This is a genomic window from Nonomuraea sp. NEAU-A123, assembly GCF_018603905.1.
GTDB lineage: Bacteria > Actinomycetota > Actinomycetes > Streptosporangiales > Streptosporangiaceae > Nonomuraea.
This window is the reverse complement of record NZ_JAHFZZ010000015.1, coordinates 36,733-52,427: the sequence shown is the minus strand read 5'-3', so window position 1 is coordinate 52,427 and position 15,695 is coordinate 36,733. Positions and strand designations below refer to the sequence as shown.

Below are 15,695 nucleotides of genomic sequence, written 5' to 3'. Positions count from 1 at the left end.
CGTTCACGCGGCGTCCTGACGAACATGAGGCGCCGGTGACCCGATCCCTGTGACAGTGCGGTCATGTGATGTGCGCCACCTATCACGGGTGTCACACAGCGGTGAGGGCCGACGTCTTGTGTGTGTGAAGCACAGTTGAGAGCGAACGGCAGGAGCCGGCTATGAACGAGCGCAGCGAGCCAACGACGGGCACAGCCGAGTCGCTCGCTGGTGCCGGCCGGATGGACTCCGCCACCGAGGTGTTCGTCGCCCACCGCAGCCTGCTCTTCACCGTCGCCTACGAGATGCTCGGATCGGCGGCCGACGCCGAAGACGTCCTCCAGGAAACCTGGCTGCGGTGGATGAAGGTCGACGTGGGGCAGGTACGCGACCAGCGCGCCTACCTGGTCCGGATCACGACCCGGCGGTCGCTCGACCGGCTGCGCACCATGAGGCGCCGCAAGGAGGCGTATGTCGGCTCCTGGCTGCCCGAGCCGCTGCTCACCGCGCCGGACGTGGCCGAGGACGTCGAGCTCGCCGAGAGCGTGTCAATGGCGCTGATGCTCGTCCTGGAGACGCTGTCGCCAACCGAACGCGCCGTCTTCGTGCTGCGCGAGGCTTTCAATGTCAGGTACGACGAGATCGCGGCCGCCGTCGGCAAGAGCCCCGCCGCCGTACGCCAGATCGCGCACCGCGCCCGCCGGCACGTCGATGCCCGCCGCCCTCGCGAGGTGGTCTCCCCGAGCGAGGCCCGGGCGGCTCTGGAGTCGTTGCAGCGCGCGCTCGAAACCAGGGACCTGCAGGGCCTCCTTGACGTGCTCGCGCCTGAGGTCGTCCTGGTGAGCGACGGCGGGGGCGTCAAACGGGCCGTGCCGCGGCCGATCATCGGCGCCGGCAAGGTGGCCCGCATGATCGTCGGCGGCCTCGGCAAGGCCGGAGTCGCGCTCACCGGCGACCCCACCGTGGTCAACGGCAACCCGGCACTCGTCCTACGCGTGGACGGCGAGATCGACGGCGTCATAGCGGTCCGTGTCGAAGACGCCCGCATCACCGGCCTCTATTACGTCCGCAACCCGGAGAAGCTGACCCGCATCGAATCCGAGATCGCACTCACCCTGCGATGAATACCGGCGAACCCGCTCGTGAGAAGAGATGCGGGCTACTCGGTCCTTAGCGGAATTCTCGGCCGCGGGCCTGTCAGAGCGTTGCCGATCACCCGCCGGCTGCCCGCTTGTGTTCAGTGCGCGAGTTCGTCCCGTGTGGTCAGCGTGTCCGGAGGTTGGGCGCTCCGGGCGGCCAGGATCTGCTGCCACTGCTCTATGACCTGCCGGAAGGCCTCGGTCACGAGGAGAAGGAGTTCGGCGGAGGACTCGAAACGGGCACCCGCCGGGGTTGTGGCCCCGAGAATCCCGGCTCCGCGCTGCGATACGGCCACCAGGGCCTCGTTCATCTGCAGAGATGCAAGGAGAGATGGGAGCCACATCTCATCCTCGATGACGTAGCGTTCGCGCCGCGCGCCGGGAACCCGTTCCCGTTTGAGCATTCCCTGCTGTTCGAGGAAGGCGACGGCGTGCGAGACCGACGCGGGGCTGACGCGGAGCCGCTGGACCAGGTCGGCGGCGGTGAGAGCGCCGGAGTCGGTGATGTACAGGGAGGCCAGCACCCTGGCCTCCATCCGGGGCAGCCCCTGCTGAACGAGGAGATCGGTGAAGGACGCCGTGAAGTCCTGGACCGCTTGGGGGTCACGCCCATGGCCGGTGTCGGAGATCGGTGGCGCGGGAGGCTGTGCGTGCTTGTGTCGGCGCGCACGATGCCGGGTGGCCTCGTGCGCCCGGTCTGCCCCGTAATCGTCGGGTCCGCCATTGCGGGTGACCTCCCGCATGATGGTCGAGGCGGGCCGCCCTAGACGCCGGCCGATCTCTGCGTATCCGAGACCGTCGGCCAGCCCCGCGGCGATGTGCTGACGGTCCTCATCGGTGAGTCTGCCTCCGGGCATCGGTGTTCGGCTCCTATCTGTCGGCATGCGCGAAGCTCGGCGCCCCGGCACACCTCGCTGCACAGTATGCATTCACACTCAGTCCATTGCAATGCTCGTTCTCATTGCTCATTGCGTTCAGCCTCACAATCATTGCAATGCCTGCTCTCTTAGCGCGGGGAGCAGGTGAAATGGGCGCTCTCCGTTTGTTGACTGATTTATGAACGCAATGTAGTGTCGCAGACGTTCAGCGATTCCCGAACATTTGCGGCGCCGGTGGCGCCACAGAGGGAGTCCCCATATGACCGAGCTCCAGCTCGCCGAGGCTGGTCTCGCAGATCGAACACTGTGCACAAGGAGATTCATGATGGAACACAGCAACGGCGGCTTCTCTGAGGCGGGGCTGCGCAGGCTGCGTGAGGTGCTGGCGCGGCATGTCGAGTCCGGGAAGATCCCTGGGCTTGTCGCCCTGGTCGGGCGGGGCGAGGAGACGCACGTCGAGGCGCTCGGGACGATGCGTCATGAGGGTGGCGCGCCGATGCGCCGGGACACGATTTTCCGGATGGCGTCGACGTCGAAGCCGGTGGCGATGGCGGCGGTGATGGTGCTGCTGGATGAGTGCCGGTTGCGGCTGGATGATCTGGTGGAGCCGTGGTTGCCGGAGCTGGCTGATCGGCGGGTGCTGGCGCGGATCGATGGTCCGTTGGAGGACACGGTGCCGGCGCGGCGGCCGATCACGGTGCGGGATCTGGTGACGTCCACGTTCGGGCTGGGCATGGATATGACGGCGTTGGGCACGCCGATCATGGGGGCGATCTTCGAGCGGGGGCTCACGCCCGATCTGCCGGTGCCGATGCCTGAGCCGGATGAGTGGATGCGCCGTCTGGGTGAGCTTCCGCTGATGTACCAGCCGGGAGAGCGCTGGCAGTACCAGATCAGCCACGACGTGCTCAGCGTGCTGGTGGCCAGGGTCACGGGCCAGCCGTTGGAGACGTTCCTGCGCGAGCGCATCTTCGGCCCGCTGGGGATGGCCGAGACCGGCTTCCACGTGCCTGCCGACAAGATCGACCGGCTGCCGGCCCTGTACGCTCCCGACCCGCAGAGCGGAGAATTCCACGTGTGGGACGAGGCCGAGGGCGGGCGGTGGAGCCGGCCTCCGGCCTTCCAGGGCAGCGGCGGCGGGCTGGTCTCCACCGCCGATGACTACCACGCCTACTTCCAGATGCTGCTGAACGGCGGGACGCACCGCGGCGAACGGATCTTGTCGCGGCCGGCCGTCGAGCTGATGACCACCAACCGCCTCACGCCCGAGCAGCAGGCCGCCCGGCACGCCATGGCCGTCGACAACGTCCACCTGTCCTTCGGTCAAGGCCAGCACGGCGGCTGGGGCATGGGGATGGCGGTGCGCACCTACCGCGGCGACTACGCGCCCATCGGCCAGTTCGGCTGGGACGGCGGAAGCGGCACCTCGACCTACGCCGACCCCGCCAACCAGCTCACCGGCATCCTGCTCACCCAGGTCGGCATGTCAGCCCCGAACTCGGCGCGACTCATCCACGACTTCTGGACCACCCTGTACCAGGCCCTCGACAACTGACGCCAAACCCGCGCCCAGTAACGCCCGCACAGATTCAAAGGGAGCACGCCACCATGTCCATCGCCCTTTCCGACCAGGACAAACTCACCCTGCGCACCGCCGCCTACGGCGCCGTCACGCTGCTGGCCGCCGCCGATGCCGCCGGCAAGCCCCACAAGGTCGCCACCGAGGGCTCCATCGCCCTGGCCTCCGCCACCGGCCTGATCGGGCACGTGCTCGCCGACAAATCAACCGGCGTCAACCTGAACGGCAAGTCCGTAGCCGCACTCGCCGACCACGTACTGCCCGCCCTGACCGCAGCCATGAACCTGCTCAAGCAGCAGGACCCGGCAGAGGCCGACAACTTCCGCAGCACCGTCCTCGTCGCCATCGAAGCAGCCACCCGCACCCACCAGGGCCAGCCCAGCCCCACCATCGCGGACATGACCCGCAAGATCACCGGAGCCCTCGACGCCGCTTGACGGGATATCGACCCGCACAGCTACAGCTTGTCGCCGGGGTCCTGTCCGGACCCCGGGAAGCGGCGGCGAGCCAAGTCAGGGAGGGGCCGAGCCCATGTTCATCGACTGCCCGCGTGACGTCCGCTACGAGGCGACCGTCCTCGTCGCTGCCATCAATGAATGGCTGTGACCAGCGTCATCGAGAGCAATCCAGTAGCGGCGCTTCACCCCGATCTCGGTACTGCGCACATCCTCCAGGACGCCGCCGTTGTTTTCGATGGTGCGCGCCGAACCGGCGTTGCCATCGTCACAGGTGAGAAGGACTCGGTCCAGACCGAGCGCCGACGCCTTGAGCAGAACCGCTCCCAGCGCCCACGTGGCCAGCCCTTGTCTTCTGGCAGAAGGCCGAATGCTGTAGCCGATATGCCCGCCACCTTCCAGCAGAACGCCGTTCAGATAGTGACGAAGGTCAATGGCTCCCAGATAGGTCTCGCCGTCGACGATCCACCAGTGGGTGGCGTGGACGCGTCCTTCCCCGAGAGGCAGCGACCGGTCTGACTGCTGGCGCAGTCGCTCCACCCATGAGGCGAACCCTTCCGGACTGTTGAGGTCATCGTCAGCAACCAGCCGCAAGCCGGCCCCATCCTGGTGAGTGCCAGGCGGCCACTCGTCATGCGCTGTGAGCCACGAGTAATGCAGCCGTCCCGTGGGAGCGATCAGTTCGGTCATGCGATGGACGATAACACCCGCACTCCCTACGTGAGCAGGCACTTTGTGCTGGACCGAGCCCCTGGCCCGTCGGGTGGAACGCAGCGGATAAGTGAGATCGCCAAGGCGACGAGGTGAGGTGTGTTGACCGCCCGCCAGCGGGCCCGGGCCGAATCGATCAGACTACGCCGCCCGAGCGCGACTTCCCCGGCCGTCGTTGAACTGACGTAAACCTCCAGAATCCGCGACCGGATATTCATCTCACCTTGACGACGACCTTGCCTTTTGCGCGTCCTGTTTCGAGATAGGCCATGGCCTCATTGGTTGATTCGAACGGAAAGACCCGATCCACGACTGGGTGTATGATCCCCGAATCGACGAGAGAACTGATCTCGCGCAGCTGATCTCCGTTTGCTCTCATGAAGAGAAACGAATAGCCGACGTGGTGACGTTTTGCTGCTCTCCTGGTTCGATAGCTCAAAGCGCGCATTACCGGCCGAAAGATCCACGGCGATCCGACCTCTTTCGCGAAATCAGGATCAGGTGGTCCTGAGATCGATATGAGCTTTCCGCCGGGCCTCAGCACTCGTAGAGATTTTTTGAGCGCCTCGTCGTCCAGGCTATGCAAGACCACATCGTAGCCATGCAGAATTTTTTCGAAGTCGTCTTTTCTGTAGTCGATTATGACATCTGCGCCGAGGCGCTTCACCAGGTCGATGTTCGCCGAGCTGGTTGTTGTAGCCACGGTCGCGCCGACATGCTTGGCCAACTGGATGGCAAATGTTCCTACACCGCCGGAACCTGCTTGGATGAAAACTTTCTGCCCTTCCTTCAGCTTCGCTGCTTCGACCAATGCTTGCCAAGCGGTCAAGCCGACCAGTGGGATGGAGGCCGCTTCTTCCATGGAGAGTTTGGTTGGCTTCAGTGCCAGGTTGTCTTCTTTTATCGAGATGAGTTCTGCGAAAGCGCCGATCCGATCTTGATCTGGCCGTGCGTAGACTTTGTCGCCGGGCTTGAATCGCCGTACTCGAGACCCGACTCGGACCACCACGCCGGCCACATCATTGCCCAGAACGACCGGCAGGTGATAGGGCAGAATGAGTTTGAACTCTCCGTTCCTGATTTTAGAATCGAGAAGGTTCACGCCTGCGGCGTGGATCTGAACCAGTACATCGTTCTCCCGCACCTCCGGGTCCGGCATTACGCCCGCACGTACTTTATTGTTGTTTCCGTAGCGGTCGAGGATGAATGCTTTCATGGTATTTCTCTCTCCTATTTGCTGCTGGGCGCCATCCCATCGCCCGGATGAAGACGATGGCGTCACGCGCCATCGCGGCCACCGAGTTGCCGGTATGCGAAACTCGTTCCACCGACATCGACCGCCTCCGTGGGCGCGTCCTTGTACGTGGCGCTCACGGTTCTTTATTTCTTCTGGCACTACAGCCATCCATGAGCACCTGTGCGGTACGGCCAAGGTCGCGGTGACGCCAAGTGCTTCTGTTCAGGCGCCGAGGTGGCGGCGGAGCCACTGACCCATCTGCTCGATCGCCTGGTCCACCTCGGGTACGCGCCCTGCACCCAGGATGAACGAATGCTGCCCTTCCGGCATTGGGCGGACCTCTGAGATGACCTTGAAGTTCGCGAGCCGGCGCCCGAACTCGGCGCCGTCGTCGGCGAGGAGTTCGTGCTCGCCGTAGTGGACGCTCGTGGGCGGCAGGCCGGTCAGATCGGCATTCACGAGGCTGATCTGAGGGTCGGTGAACTCCAGGGCCGGGTCCTGCAGCCATGCTCCGCGGAAGAGCTCGAGCACGCCCCTGCTGAGCATCTTGTCCGTCCCCTCATTCCCGTCGACCGTCGTGTTCTGGAGGGTGAGGTCGGTCCACGGCGAAATGCTGATGATCGCACCCGGGGTCGCCTCGCCCTTCGCGAGCAGACGGAGCGGCAGCATGACCGCGAGGGTGCCGCCGATCGAGTGGCCTGTGCTGCCGATGTTCCGTGGCTCGTAGCCTTGTGAGAGCAGCCACCGGTAGGCCGTCTCGGCGTCGTCGAGCTGCGCCGGGTAGGGATGCTCGGGCGCCAGGCGGAAGTCCACGACCAGCGAGCGGACTCCTGCCGCCTTCGCGATGTGGCCGGCGGCCTTGCGGTCGGAGTGCATTGAGGCGGTGACCGACCCACCGAAGTGGAAGTGAAGCAACGCTCGATCAGGGTCGGCCCCCTCGGGGATGCACCAGATGCCGGGGACGCCGTCCGCGTTCACCTCGGCGTAGGTGACGCCTTCCGGCTCCGTCGACGCCAGATGGTGCGTTTCGACGATGTCGCGCACGATCGCCAGATCGAGGCCCGGCACCGACGACTTCGCGCTCACGCTTCCCAGGAACTGTGCGAACTGCTGCGCCTGCGGACTGACTCCCACGGTGACACCCCTGCTCAAGTGCTGCGACGCTTCTCATGCATCGCCTTTAGATTATGACTATACGACCATAGGATGAGACGCGGTCCGGGAGCAAGGGTTCTGACGAATTTAGATTATGATCGTACGAAGATGGGATGTGGGGGAGGGCGCGTGGGTCCTCCCCCGCGGGAGGAGGAGCGTGTGGTGCGGTACGGCAGGGAGCACAAGCAGGCGACGAGGCAGCGGATCATCGAGACGGCCGGTCGCCGGCTGAAGAAAGATGGCATCGACGGTTCCGGGGTCGCCACGCTCATGGCGGACGCGGGACTGACCAATGGCGCCTTCTACGCCCACTTCGCATCCAAAGAGGACCTGGTCGCCATCACGGTCGCCGACCAGCTCCGCGAACAGCGCGAAAACCTCAGCGGGGTGGCACCCGGCCGCGCTGGAGTCGAGCAAATCGTGCGTCAGTACCTGTCAGCCGAGCATCGCGACAACCCCGGCGAAGGCTGCCCGTCGGCTGCCCTGCTCGATGAGATCGGCCGCTGCACGGACGCGACCAGGCAGGCCTATACCGACGGCGTGCTGGCCATCATCGACGACTTCACCGCGCGTCTGGCGCCGCACGATCCGCAGTCGGCACGCGTCAAGACGCTCAGCATCTATGCCGGAATGATCGGGACACTGCAACTCTCCCGCGCCCTGGCCGACCGGCAACTCGCCGACGCCGTCCTTGAGCAAGGCATCCACAACGCCCTCGCGCTGCTGGACGCCACACAACAGAGCTGACGCGCCGCAGTAGATCCGGGTCAGCCGCCACCAGGCGAGCAGTCGCAGGCCGATCAGGCGGGTGAAGCTCAGTCGGTCGGTGAAGGCCCATGCGAGGAGTCCGGTGGGGACGGGGGCGAGGAGCCGACGGGGTCCAGAAGACCGCGACTCCGCGGCTCCGTTCGATGCTGCACACGCGAGAAGCATGGGCGTAACGCGAAGGTCGGCAGGCCAGAGGCGTTTCGCCGAGCGACTGGGGCCGCTGAGGACGCGTTCGCCGAGATCAGCTCTTGTGATCTCGACCCTGAATGGATCACCTACTTCGACGCGGCCGAACTTGCCGGAGTGACCGGCGGCCGGTACCTGGAGTTGTCGCAACACAAGAGCAGGTACGCCAGCGACGCGCTCACCTTCATCAGCCGAGCATGCGAGCTGCCCGAGCGTACAAGCATGCGCAGCCTCGCCCTCCGACCAGGTGGGGCTGGCTCTCGCTCACCTGATCAGTGGAGACCTGGACCAAGCGGTAACGGTGGGGACAGCGGCGACACAGACGGCCGCGCAAGTTCAATCCGATCGTGTCCGCGTGCAACTTCGCGAACTCTACGTCGAGATCTCGACCCGCGACGACCCTGCGGTATATGGCCTTCGTGAACAGATCCGCGAGACACTGGCTCGCTAGAAAGTACTAGGACATGTGGAGCGGATGATGCGCATCGGAGTGACCGGCCACATGAACCTGACGGCCGAGTCGATCCCGATCGTGTCCGCAGCGATCCGGGAGCACCTCGCGCATAACAGCACAGACCTGACGGGCGTGTCCTGCATCGCCCGCGGCGCCGACACCCTGTTCGCCGTCGCCGTGCTCAACGCCGGCGGCGTGCTGGAGGTTGTGCTGCCCTCTCGTGATTACCGGCAGGCGAAGGTCAAGCCGGACCACGCAGAGCAGTTCGATGCGCTGCTGGCGGCGGCCAAAGCCGTGCGCATCATGGATTTCGATCGTGCCGGCCGTGAGGCATACGAGGCGGCCAATAAGGCCGTGCTGTCTTCCGTGGATGAGATGGTGGCCGTGTGGGACGGGCAGCCTGGCACCGGATCCGGGGGGACGGCCGAGGTCGTGGCTGAGGCGCGTGCCTGCGGGCTGAAAGTGACCGTGATCTGGCCAGATGGGACTGCGCGGGATTAGCAGCCGCGCGTGCTCGGGTGTGACGCCGGTCCGTGCTGCGTTCCGTGCCGCGGCTCACTACATGAGCTGAAGGGGTGTTCAATCCTGGCGGATCCCCGTCAAAATGATCACGTGATCGATCACTACCGCAGCCTCTTCATGCAGCAGCAGTGGTTTGAGGACGCACTCTGCTGGACCGTGGTGCAACCCCTCGACGAAGAGATCACAGTGGACGATCTCCTGTGGCGGCTGAACGGAGGCCGTGATCCCGAGCAACGCGTCATGGCGTACCCCAGAGAGGAAGCCGGCGAGGAGGGCTTGCCCGTGCTCTTCGTCTACGAAGGCGAAGGAACCTGGGGTTTCCTCGAATTCTCCGGCGGCTTCGCCACGCCTGACCAGATCCTCACCGAACTCAGCAAAGAGGCACGCGTGTGGATGACGACCTGGCACTTCAACGGGGGATACACGATCCTCTACGCGGCCGACGGCAAGATCAGGGCGCGAATGCGCGATTTCATCTTCGCCGAGCACAGCCGCCAGGAGGGCGATCCGAGCATCCTGGCTGAGTTCCGCGCCATGCTCGACAGCCTCGATCCGGAGGATTATCGCGGCAAACTCAGCGCGGCGTTCGCGTTCATCGAGGCATCCACGGGCATGGGGATCGAAGCCGAATGGCTGGATGTGGAAGAAGCGCCCGTCATCATCCTTGACCACTGGGATGAGGCCTGAATCGTAGCGCCCGACTCCAGCGATGATGAGCGTCCAACCCGAGCCTCCGGCGGGGGCACTCCGGCTCCGGAATGATGATCAGATCGCGGGTCTTGATCATCTTAAGGCGCTTCCTACGGCATGATGACGTCGATATCTCTCGCTGTCGGAGGCTTCGATGTTACGAGACGCCCATATCCAGACCCGTGGGGCGTGAGTGCCTATGGAGCTGCCAGCGTCAAGGCGGCGCCCGATCTGGTCCGTATTCGGCTGGTTGTCGAACGGATGAAGCCTTCTCCTAAGAAGGCTTTCGAGGCCGGCCAGGCCAATGTGGCAAGCCTGCGGGGCGTGTTGCGTCGTCACGATATCCCTGACGCCGCGGTATCCGCCTCGAGGCTACGACTAACCAGCGAGTGGGACGGTTACGGCAAGGAGCGGGAATTCCTCGGTTACAAGTGCGAGGCTTCGTTCACGATCGAGTCCAGGAACCTCGATGGTCTCCAGCAGTTGCTCATCGAGGTGGTGGATGCCGGAGTCAACCGCGTCGATGAAGTGGACTTCGATGTCCACGCCAAGGGAGAGCTACGCGCGCAGGCCCGGCGCGCGGCCGTGCAGGCTGCTCGGGCGAAGGCGCTCCTGTACGCCGAGGCAGCTGGCGTCGGGCTGGGGCCGGTGCTGCACATCCAAGATGTTGATCCGGAATCGGTGGGTAACGAGCGCTACCGTGGCCACGGAGCAGGTGGCGCCACCGCGGAAGAAGATCTCGCCCCCGGACATGTGGTCGTCTCTGCCGCAGTGGTGCTGGGTTTCTCGCTAGCTGCTCAATGAGGTCGCCGTGATCCGGACGCTCGATGGTGTCAAGGGTTCACAAAAATGATCATGGGCCGCCCGATCTGCCCTGGGACGCCTCGGCGACCAGCTTCTCGATCACCGCCCGGTCTTTGAACTTGGCGTCGGTGGCCCCTAGGCTCAGGCGAATGCACAGGGGTCCAAGGCGGGTCAGTTGATCCACTTCAGCGTCCTGGGCCCGCTGCAGGTGAGGAGCGGCGGAGCGGAGATCCCCTTGGCCGGGCCCAAGCAGCGCATCGCGCTCGCGACGTTGCTGCTGCACGCCAACGAACGCGTCTCCGCCGACCACCTGATCACGCGGATGTGGGACGGCGACGAGTCGGCCAACGCGCGCGCGGCCCTGCAGACCCACCTGACCCGCCTGCGTCAGGCGCTGGGCGCCCCCGGCCTCATCCGGACCTTCGACGGCAGCTACACCATCACCGCCACCCCAGACAGCCTCGACCTGCTGCGTTATCGGGAAATCCGCAGACGGTCCCAGAGCGGCGAGCCGGTCGAGGAGCTGGCCGCGCTGGCCGAGGCGATGGCGCTCTGCGGGGAGCCGCTTCTGGCGAACGTCCCCTCGGAGGCGCTGCATCGCGAGGAGATCTCCCTGCTCGTCGAGGAGCAGCTACGCACCCTGGAACGCTGGTCGGACCTCCACCTCGAATGGGGCAGGCCGGAGCAGGGGATCGCCGTCCTCAGGGCCGCCACCGCCAGGCATCCCTACAGCGAGCGCCTGTGGGCCAACCTCATCCGCACCCTGCACCGCTCGGGACGGCAGGCGGAGGCCATGGAGGCCTATCAGGGCGTCACCCACCGGCTCCGCGAGGACCTGGACGTACGGCCCGGCGAGCTGTTACGCCGGGCCCACCAGTCCATCCTGACCGCGGGCGAGATCGAGGTGGTCGCCGCCGCGATGACGCCGCAGCAGCTACCCTCCGGCGTCGCGCACTTCACCGGGCGGCTGGCCGAGCTGGCCCGGCTGGACCGGCTCGTGGCCGACGTGCCGGGGCGTACCGAGATCGTGGTGATCGGCGGCCCGGGAGGCGCGGGCAAGTCCGCGCTGGCGGTCCATTGGGCGCATCAACTGACCGACCGCTTCCCCGGCGGGCAGCTCTACCTGAACCTGCGCGGGTTCGGCCCCGGTGCGCCCGTGGAGCCGATGGTCGCCATTGAGACGCTGCTGCGCGCGATGGGCGTCTCCGCCACCAGCCTGTCCGCGGACCTGGACGCGCGCGCGGCGATGCTGCGCAGCGCGCTGGCGGGCCGGCGCATGCTCCTCCTCCTGGACAACGCCCGCGACAGTGCGCAGGTACGGCCCCTGCTGCCGGGGTCCAACTCGCTGGTCCTGGTCACCAGCCGCAACCAGCTACGCGGGCTGGCCGCGAGAGACGGCGCCCGCCAGCTCACTCTCGACCCCCTCACCCGGCCCGAATCCCTTGAGCTGCTGGAGAAGGTGATCGGCGCGCGACAGGTCGCCGAAGAGCGTGACGCGGCCGTACGCCTGGTGGAGCTCTGCGACGGCCTTCCGCTGGCGCTGTCCGTCATCGCGGAACGTGCCAACCGCGGCGGCGGTCTGGCCAGGATCGTCAGCGCACTGGAGGACGAGAAGGCCCGTCTGGAGCAGTTCCGGACCGGCGAGGACGATCCCCTCGCCGACCTCAACACCGCCCTGCTGTGGTCCTACAGGGCGCTGACCCCGCCGGTGGCCAGGATGTTCCGCCTGCTCGGCCTGCACCCCACCGGAGACCTCTCGCTGGAGGCGGCGGCCGCGCTCGTCGGCGTATCGCCGTGGGAGGCGAACGCGCTGCTCGACCAGCTCGTCGCCGCCCATCTCGTCAAGCAGGTCCAGCCGGACCGCTTCGAGCTGCACGATCTGGTGCACCTGTACGCCACCGGCCGCGCCATGGAGGAGGAGCAGGTCGGCGAGCGCGACGCTGCGGTGGACCGGCTGCTGGGCTGGTACCTGTACACCGTCGTCGAGGCCGACCGGCAACTGCTGCCCCACCGCGTCCGGGACTTCGTCGAGCCGTACACCACCGAGATCCCGCGACTGGCTTTCGGCGACCACCGCCAGGCGATGAGCTGGCTGGAACGGGAGTACCACTGCCTGCGATCCGTGATCGCCTGGGCGGCGGCGCATGGCCGAGCCGGGCACGCGTGGCGCATCTCGATCGCCATGACCACCTTCTTCGACCGGTACATCCCCTGGCACGACGGCCTGGAGTTCGCCCGGTCGGCGCTGCGGGCGGCCGAGATCGCCGGCGAGCCGGCCGGGCAGGGCTACACACTCAACTCCCTCGGCTGTGTCCACTTCGACATGGGCGAACACACGGTCGCCCTGTCCTGCTTCAAGCGGTCGCTGGCTCGCTTCCAGCAGGCCGGACACGCCAGAGGCGAGGCGATGGTGCTGGGGAACATCGGCCTGGTCCACGGCGAACTCGGCGATCCTGCCGAGGGCAGGCGCTGCCTGGAACGGGCGCTGACGCTGTACGAGCGGCTTGGCGGCCAGTACGGAATCGCGCACCTCCTCGACAATCTGGGCACCGTGAGTCATTTGGCCGGCGACCACGTACTCGCGGTTCACTATTTCCGCCGGGCCCTCGAGGCCGCCGCACTCAACGGCAACACCGACGTGCGCGGCGACGTCTTGAGCCACCTCGGGCGGGCGTACGCGGCCCTGCGAGATTGGCGCCCGGCCCTGCGCTCCTTCCGCGAGGCGGTGGCCCTGTACCAGGGCAAGGGCAACCGCCGCTGGCTGGCCACGGCCCTGACCGACCTGGGCCAGGCACTGGCGGACGCCGGTCGCCGCGAACCGGCCAGACACGTCCTGCTGTCCGCGCTGGCCGAATGGAAGGCCATGGACGACCCCCGAGCCGGCGACGTCGTGGCGATCCTGGAAGCGATCTAGCCCGCCCGACGTCAGGAGCTCGTGAGGATGACGAGTCGCTGGGTCGCCCGGGTCATCGCGACATAGCGGTCGACCGCTCCTTCGATGCCCTTGCCGAACGCCTCCGGGTCGACGAGGACGACAAGGTCGAACTCGAGCCCCTTCGACAGCTCCGGAGTCAGCGACCGGACGCGCGACGTCCCCTGGAATGTGGGGTCGCCGATCACGCAGGCGATCCCGTCGGCATGCGCGGCGAGCCAGGTGTCGAGGATCGAGCGCAGATCCGAAGCGGATCCGTGTACGACGGGGACACCGCTGCTGCGGATGGAGGTCGGCACGTTGGCGTCCGGCAGCACGGCCCGGATGACCGGCTCGGCCTCCGCCATGATCTCTTCCGGCGTCCGGTAGTTGATGCTCAGGGAGGCCAGGTTGATCCGGTCGAGCCCGATCCGCTTGAGCCGTTCCTGCCACGACTCCGTGAACCCGTGCCTGGCCTGGGCACGATCCCCGACGATGGTGAAGCTCCGGGACGGGCAGCGCAGCAGCAACATCTGCCACTCCGCGTCGGTCAGCTCCTGAGCCTCGTCCACGACGATGTGGGCGAACGGGCCGGCGAGCAGGTCCGGTTCGATGCTGGGCAGCGCGTTCTCGTCGACCAGGGCGTCCCGAACGTCCTGTCCGCGAAGCATCGTCACCACACCTTCACCGTCGTCATCGGCCTCGAGCAGGTTGTCGACGACCCTGGCCATGCGCTCGGTTTCGGCGGCGACAGCGGCTTTCTGCCGGCGCTTATTTCGCGACGCCTCCGGGTCGCCGAGCCGTTGCCGTGCCGCGTCCAGGAGCGGCAGGTCGGACACCGTCCAGGCCTGGGCGTCCTCGCGCTGCAGTCGCCGAACGTCATCGGGGCTGAGCCAGGGAGCGCACATCCGCAGGTAGGCGGGTACCGACCACAGGTCTCCGACGAGGTCAGCCGCTTCGATCAGCGGCCACGCGCGGTTGAAGACCGTGAGCAGCTCCCTGTTCCGCAGCAGCGACTTGCGGAGCAGGTCGGTCGAGATGTCGTCGTCGTTGTGCTTGTCGGCCAGGATCGTGAGGAGTTCCTCCCAGATCTGGTCGCGCGCGTCGTTGTGCGGAGTGCCGGGCTCTGCCGCTTCGAACGCCTCGGCCCAATCGTCGGTGCTCAGCCGGATGTCGGACCAGGGGGTCGTGACCGTCATCCCCTTGGCAGGCAGGTTCTCGTAGAACCTGACGGCCGGCTCGATCGCCTTCACCAGGTCCGCGGACGACTTCAGGAGGGCCACGTCCGGGTCGGGCTCGATCGCGGCCGCGCCTCCCTCGGCGACGAGGTCCCGCAGGGTGCAGGTCTGTACGCCCTCCTCTCCGAGGCTGGGGAGGACATCGGCGACGTAGGCCAGGTAGGGCTGGTGCGGACCGACGAACAGCACCCCGCCCCGGCGGTGACCGAGGCGAGGGTCGGAGTAGAGGAGGTAGGCGGAGCGGTGCAGCGCGACGACGGTCTTCCCCGTACCCGGACCGCCGTCGACGACGAGAGCGCCGCTGGATCCCGCGCGGATGATGGCGTCCTGGTCGGCCTGGATGGTGCCGAGCACGTCGCGCATCCGGGCCGACCGGTTGCTGCCCAAACTGGCGATGAAGGCGGACTGGTCGTCGAGCGCGGCGTGCCCTTCGAACCCGTCCGAGGTGAACACCTCGTCCCAGTAGTCGCTGATCCGGCCGCGGGTCCAGCGATACCTGCGGCGGCTCGCCAGGCCCATCGGGTTGGCGTGGGTGGCTCCGAAGAACGGCTCGGCCGCAGGGGAGCGCCAGTCGAGGAGCAGCCGGCGACCCGTGCTGTCGGTAAGGCCGAGCCGTCCGACGTACACGGGCTCGGGTTCGTCCGCGCTGACCATGTGCCCGAGGCACAGGTCCAGACCGAAGCGACGCAGCGCGCGCAGGCGAGCGGTCAGCCGGTGGACCTCCAGGTCCCGGTCCAACGCCTGCCGGCCCTTGCCGCCGGGCGCCTTGCGCTCGGCGTCGAGGCGCTCGGACAGGTCGGCGATCGACTGATCAAGGCTCTCCGCGATGGCCGCGAAGTGCTGCTCATCGCCGGCGATCAGCTTCGGGTCGGCCTTGGGGGAGAGGTGGTCGGGAAGATCAAACGCACTGGTGGTCAGCGGGTTCACGTCATTGGCTCCGATCTGGGGTCGCTGGCGACCATTGCACGCTCGTGTTCTGGGTTCTGGCT

At 66.7% G+C, this 15,695-nt stretch carries 13 protein-coding genes; 8 read left to right on the top strand and 5 right to left on the bottom strand.

The window, feature by feature from the left end; translation table 11 throughout:
• Positions 1–161: 161 nt before the first annotated feature.
• Positions 162–1,103 carry an RNA polymerase sigma-70 factor gene (locus KLK06_RS37935; RefSeq protein ID WP_214640479.1) on the top strand — a complete coding sequence of 314 codons (942 nt, stop codon included), beginning with the start codon at positions 162–164 and terminating at the stop codon, positions 1,101–1,103.
• A 113-nt stretch (positions 1,104–1,216) separates the two neighbouring features.
• Here KLK06_RS37935 and KLK06_RS37930 read toward each other — a convergent pair whose 3' ends face one another.
• A complete protein-coding gene (locus KLK06_RS37930; protein ID WP_214640478.1) occupies positions 1,217–1,975 on the bottom strand; it encodes a helix-turn-helix domain-containing protein in 759 nt (252 codons plus the stop codon).
• 346 nt (positions 1,976–2,321) lie between these two features.
• On the opposite strand from KLK06_RS37930, the gene KLK06_RS37925 reads away from it, so the two are divergent.
• Both KLK06_RS37925 and KLK06_RS37920 read left to right on the top strand, forming a co-directional pair.
• Positions 2,322–3,551 (top strand): serine hydrolase, encoded by a 1,230-nt coding sequence (locus KLK06_RS37925; protein WP_214640698.1) that lies wholly within the window; start codon positions 2,322–2,324, stop codon positions 3,549–3,551.
• A 53-nt stretch (positions 3,552–3,604) separates the two neighbouring features.
• Entirely contained in the window at positions 3,605–4,012 is a 408-nt protein-coding gene (locus tag KLK06_RS37920) for a hypothetical protein (protein ID WP_214640477.1), read from the top strand.
• 123 nt (positions 4,013–4,135) lie between these two features.
• Here the strand turns inward: KLK06_RS37920 and KLK06_RS37915 are convergent, their stop codons facing one another.
• From KLK06_RS37915 to KLK06_RS37905, 3 genes are all read right to left on the bottom strand, one after another.
• Positions 4,136–4,720 (bottom strand): GNAT family N-acetyltransferase, encoded by a 585-nt coding sequence (locus tag KLK06_RS37915; protein WP_214640476.1) that lies wholly within the window; start codon positions 4,718–4,720, stop codon positions 4,136–4,138.
• Between the two features lie 235 nt (positions 4,721–4,955).
• The gene (locus KLK06_RS37910) at positions 4,956–5,957 is read right to left on the bottom strand and encodes an NADP-dependent oxidoreductase (RefSeq protein ID WP_214640475.1); all 1,002 of its coding nucleotides are present in this window, start codon (positions 5,955–5,957) and stop codon (positions 4,956–4,958) included.
• A 243-nt stretch (positions 5,958–6,200) separates the two neighbouring features.
• The gene (locus KLK06_RS37905; protein ID WP_214640474.1) at positions 6,201–7,112 is read right to left on the bottom strand and encodes an alpha/beta hydrolase; all 912 of its coding nucleotides are present in this window, start codon (positions 7,110–7,112) and stop codon (positions 6,201–6,203) included.
• Positions 7,113–7,295: 183 nt separating this feature from the next.
• On the opposite strand from KLK06_RS37905, the gene KLK06_RS37900 reads away from it, so the two are divergent.
• The 5 genes from KLK06_RS37900 to KLK06_RS37880 all read left to right on the top strand — a co-directional run bounded on the left by KLK06_RS37900 (position 7,296) and on the right by KLK06_RS37880 (position 13,471).
• On the top strand, positions 7,296–7,880 hold the full coding sequence (locus KLK06_RS37900) for a TetR/AcrR family transcriptional regulator (protein ID WP_214640473.1): 585 nt from the start codon (positions 7,296–7,298) through the stop codon (positions 7,878–7,880).
• A 682-nt stretch (positions 7,881–8,562) separates the two neighbouring features.
• The gene (locus KLK06_RS37895; RefSeq protein ID WP_214640472.1) at positions 8,563–9,042 is read left to right on the top strand and encodes a hypothetical protein; all 480 of its coding nucleotides are present in this window, start codon (positions 8,563–8,565) and stop codon (positions 9,040–9,042) included.
• A 111-nt stretch (positions 9,043–9,153) separates the two neighbouring features.
• Positions 9,154–9,750, top strand: a complete 597-nt coding sequence (locus tag KLK06_RS37890; RefSeq protein WP_214640471.1) for a hypothetical protein — start codon at positions 9,154–9,156, stop codon at positions 9,748–9,750.
• Between the two features lie 192 nt (positions 9,751–9,942).
• On the top strand, positions 9,943–10,557 hold the full coding sequence (locus KLK06_RS37885) for an SIMPL domain-containing protein (protein WP_214640470.1): 615 nt from the start codon (positions 9,943–9,945) through the stop codon (positions 10,555–10,557).
• A 175-nt stretch (positions 10,558–10,732) separates the two neighbouring features.
• Positions 10,733–13,471 (top strand): tetratricopeptide repeat protein, encoded by a 2,739-nt coding sequence (locus KLK06_RS37880; RefSeq protein WP_214640469.1) that lies wholly within the window; start codon positions 10,733–10,735, stop codon positions 13,469–13,471.
• Positions 13,472–13,482: 11 nt separating this feature from the next.
• Here KLK06_RS37880 and helR read toward each other — a convergent pair whose 3' ends face one another.
• Positions 13,483–15,633 (bottom strand): RNA polymerase recycling motor ATPase HelR, encoded by a 2,151-nt coding sequence (gene helR, locus KLK06_RS37875; protein ID WP_214640468.1) that lies wholly within the window; start codon positions 15,631–15,633, stop codon positions 13,483–13,485.
• Positions 15,634–15,695: the final 62 nt, after the last annotated feature.

Bases quoted from the DNA above. Each gene is read 5' to 3' on its own strand.
- KLK06_RS37910 (WP_214640475.1), bottom strand. From the start codon at position 5,957: ATGAAAGCATTCATCCTCGACCGCTACGGAAACAACAATAAAGTACGT.
- KLK06_RS37930 (WP_214640478.1), bottom strand. From the start codon at position 1,975: ATGCCCGGAGGCAGACTCACCGATGAGGACCGTCAGCACATCGCCGCG.
- KLK06_RS37935 (WP_214640479.1), top strand. From the start codon at position 162: ATGAACGAGCGCAGCGAGCCAACGACGGGCACAGCCGAGTCGCTCGCT.
- KLK06_RS37920 (WP_214640477.1), top strand. From the start codon at position 3,605: ATGTCCATCGCCCTTTCCGACCAGGACAAACTCACCCTGCGCACCGCC.
- KLK06_RS37895 (WP_214640472.1), top strand. From the start codon at position 8,563: ATGATGCGCATCGGAGTGACCGGCCACATGAACCTGACGGCCGAGTCG.
- KLK06_RS37925 (WP_214640698.1), top strand. From the start codon at position 2,322: ATGGAACACAGCAACGGCGGCTTCTCTGAGGCGGGGCTGCGCAGGCTG.
- KLK06_RS37915 (WP_214640476.1), bottom strand. From the start codon at position 4,720: ATGACCGAACTGATCGCTCCCACGGGACGGCTGCATTACTCGTGGCTC.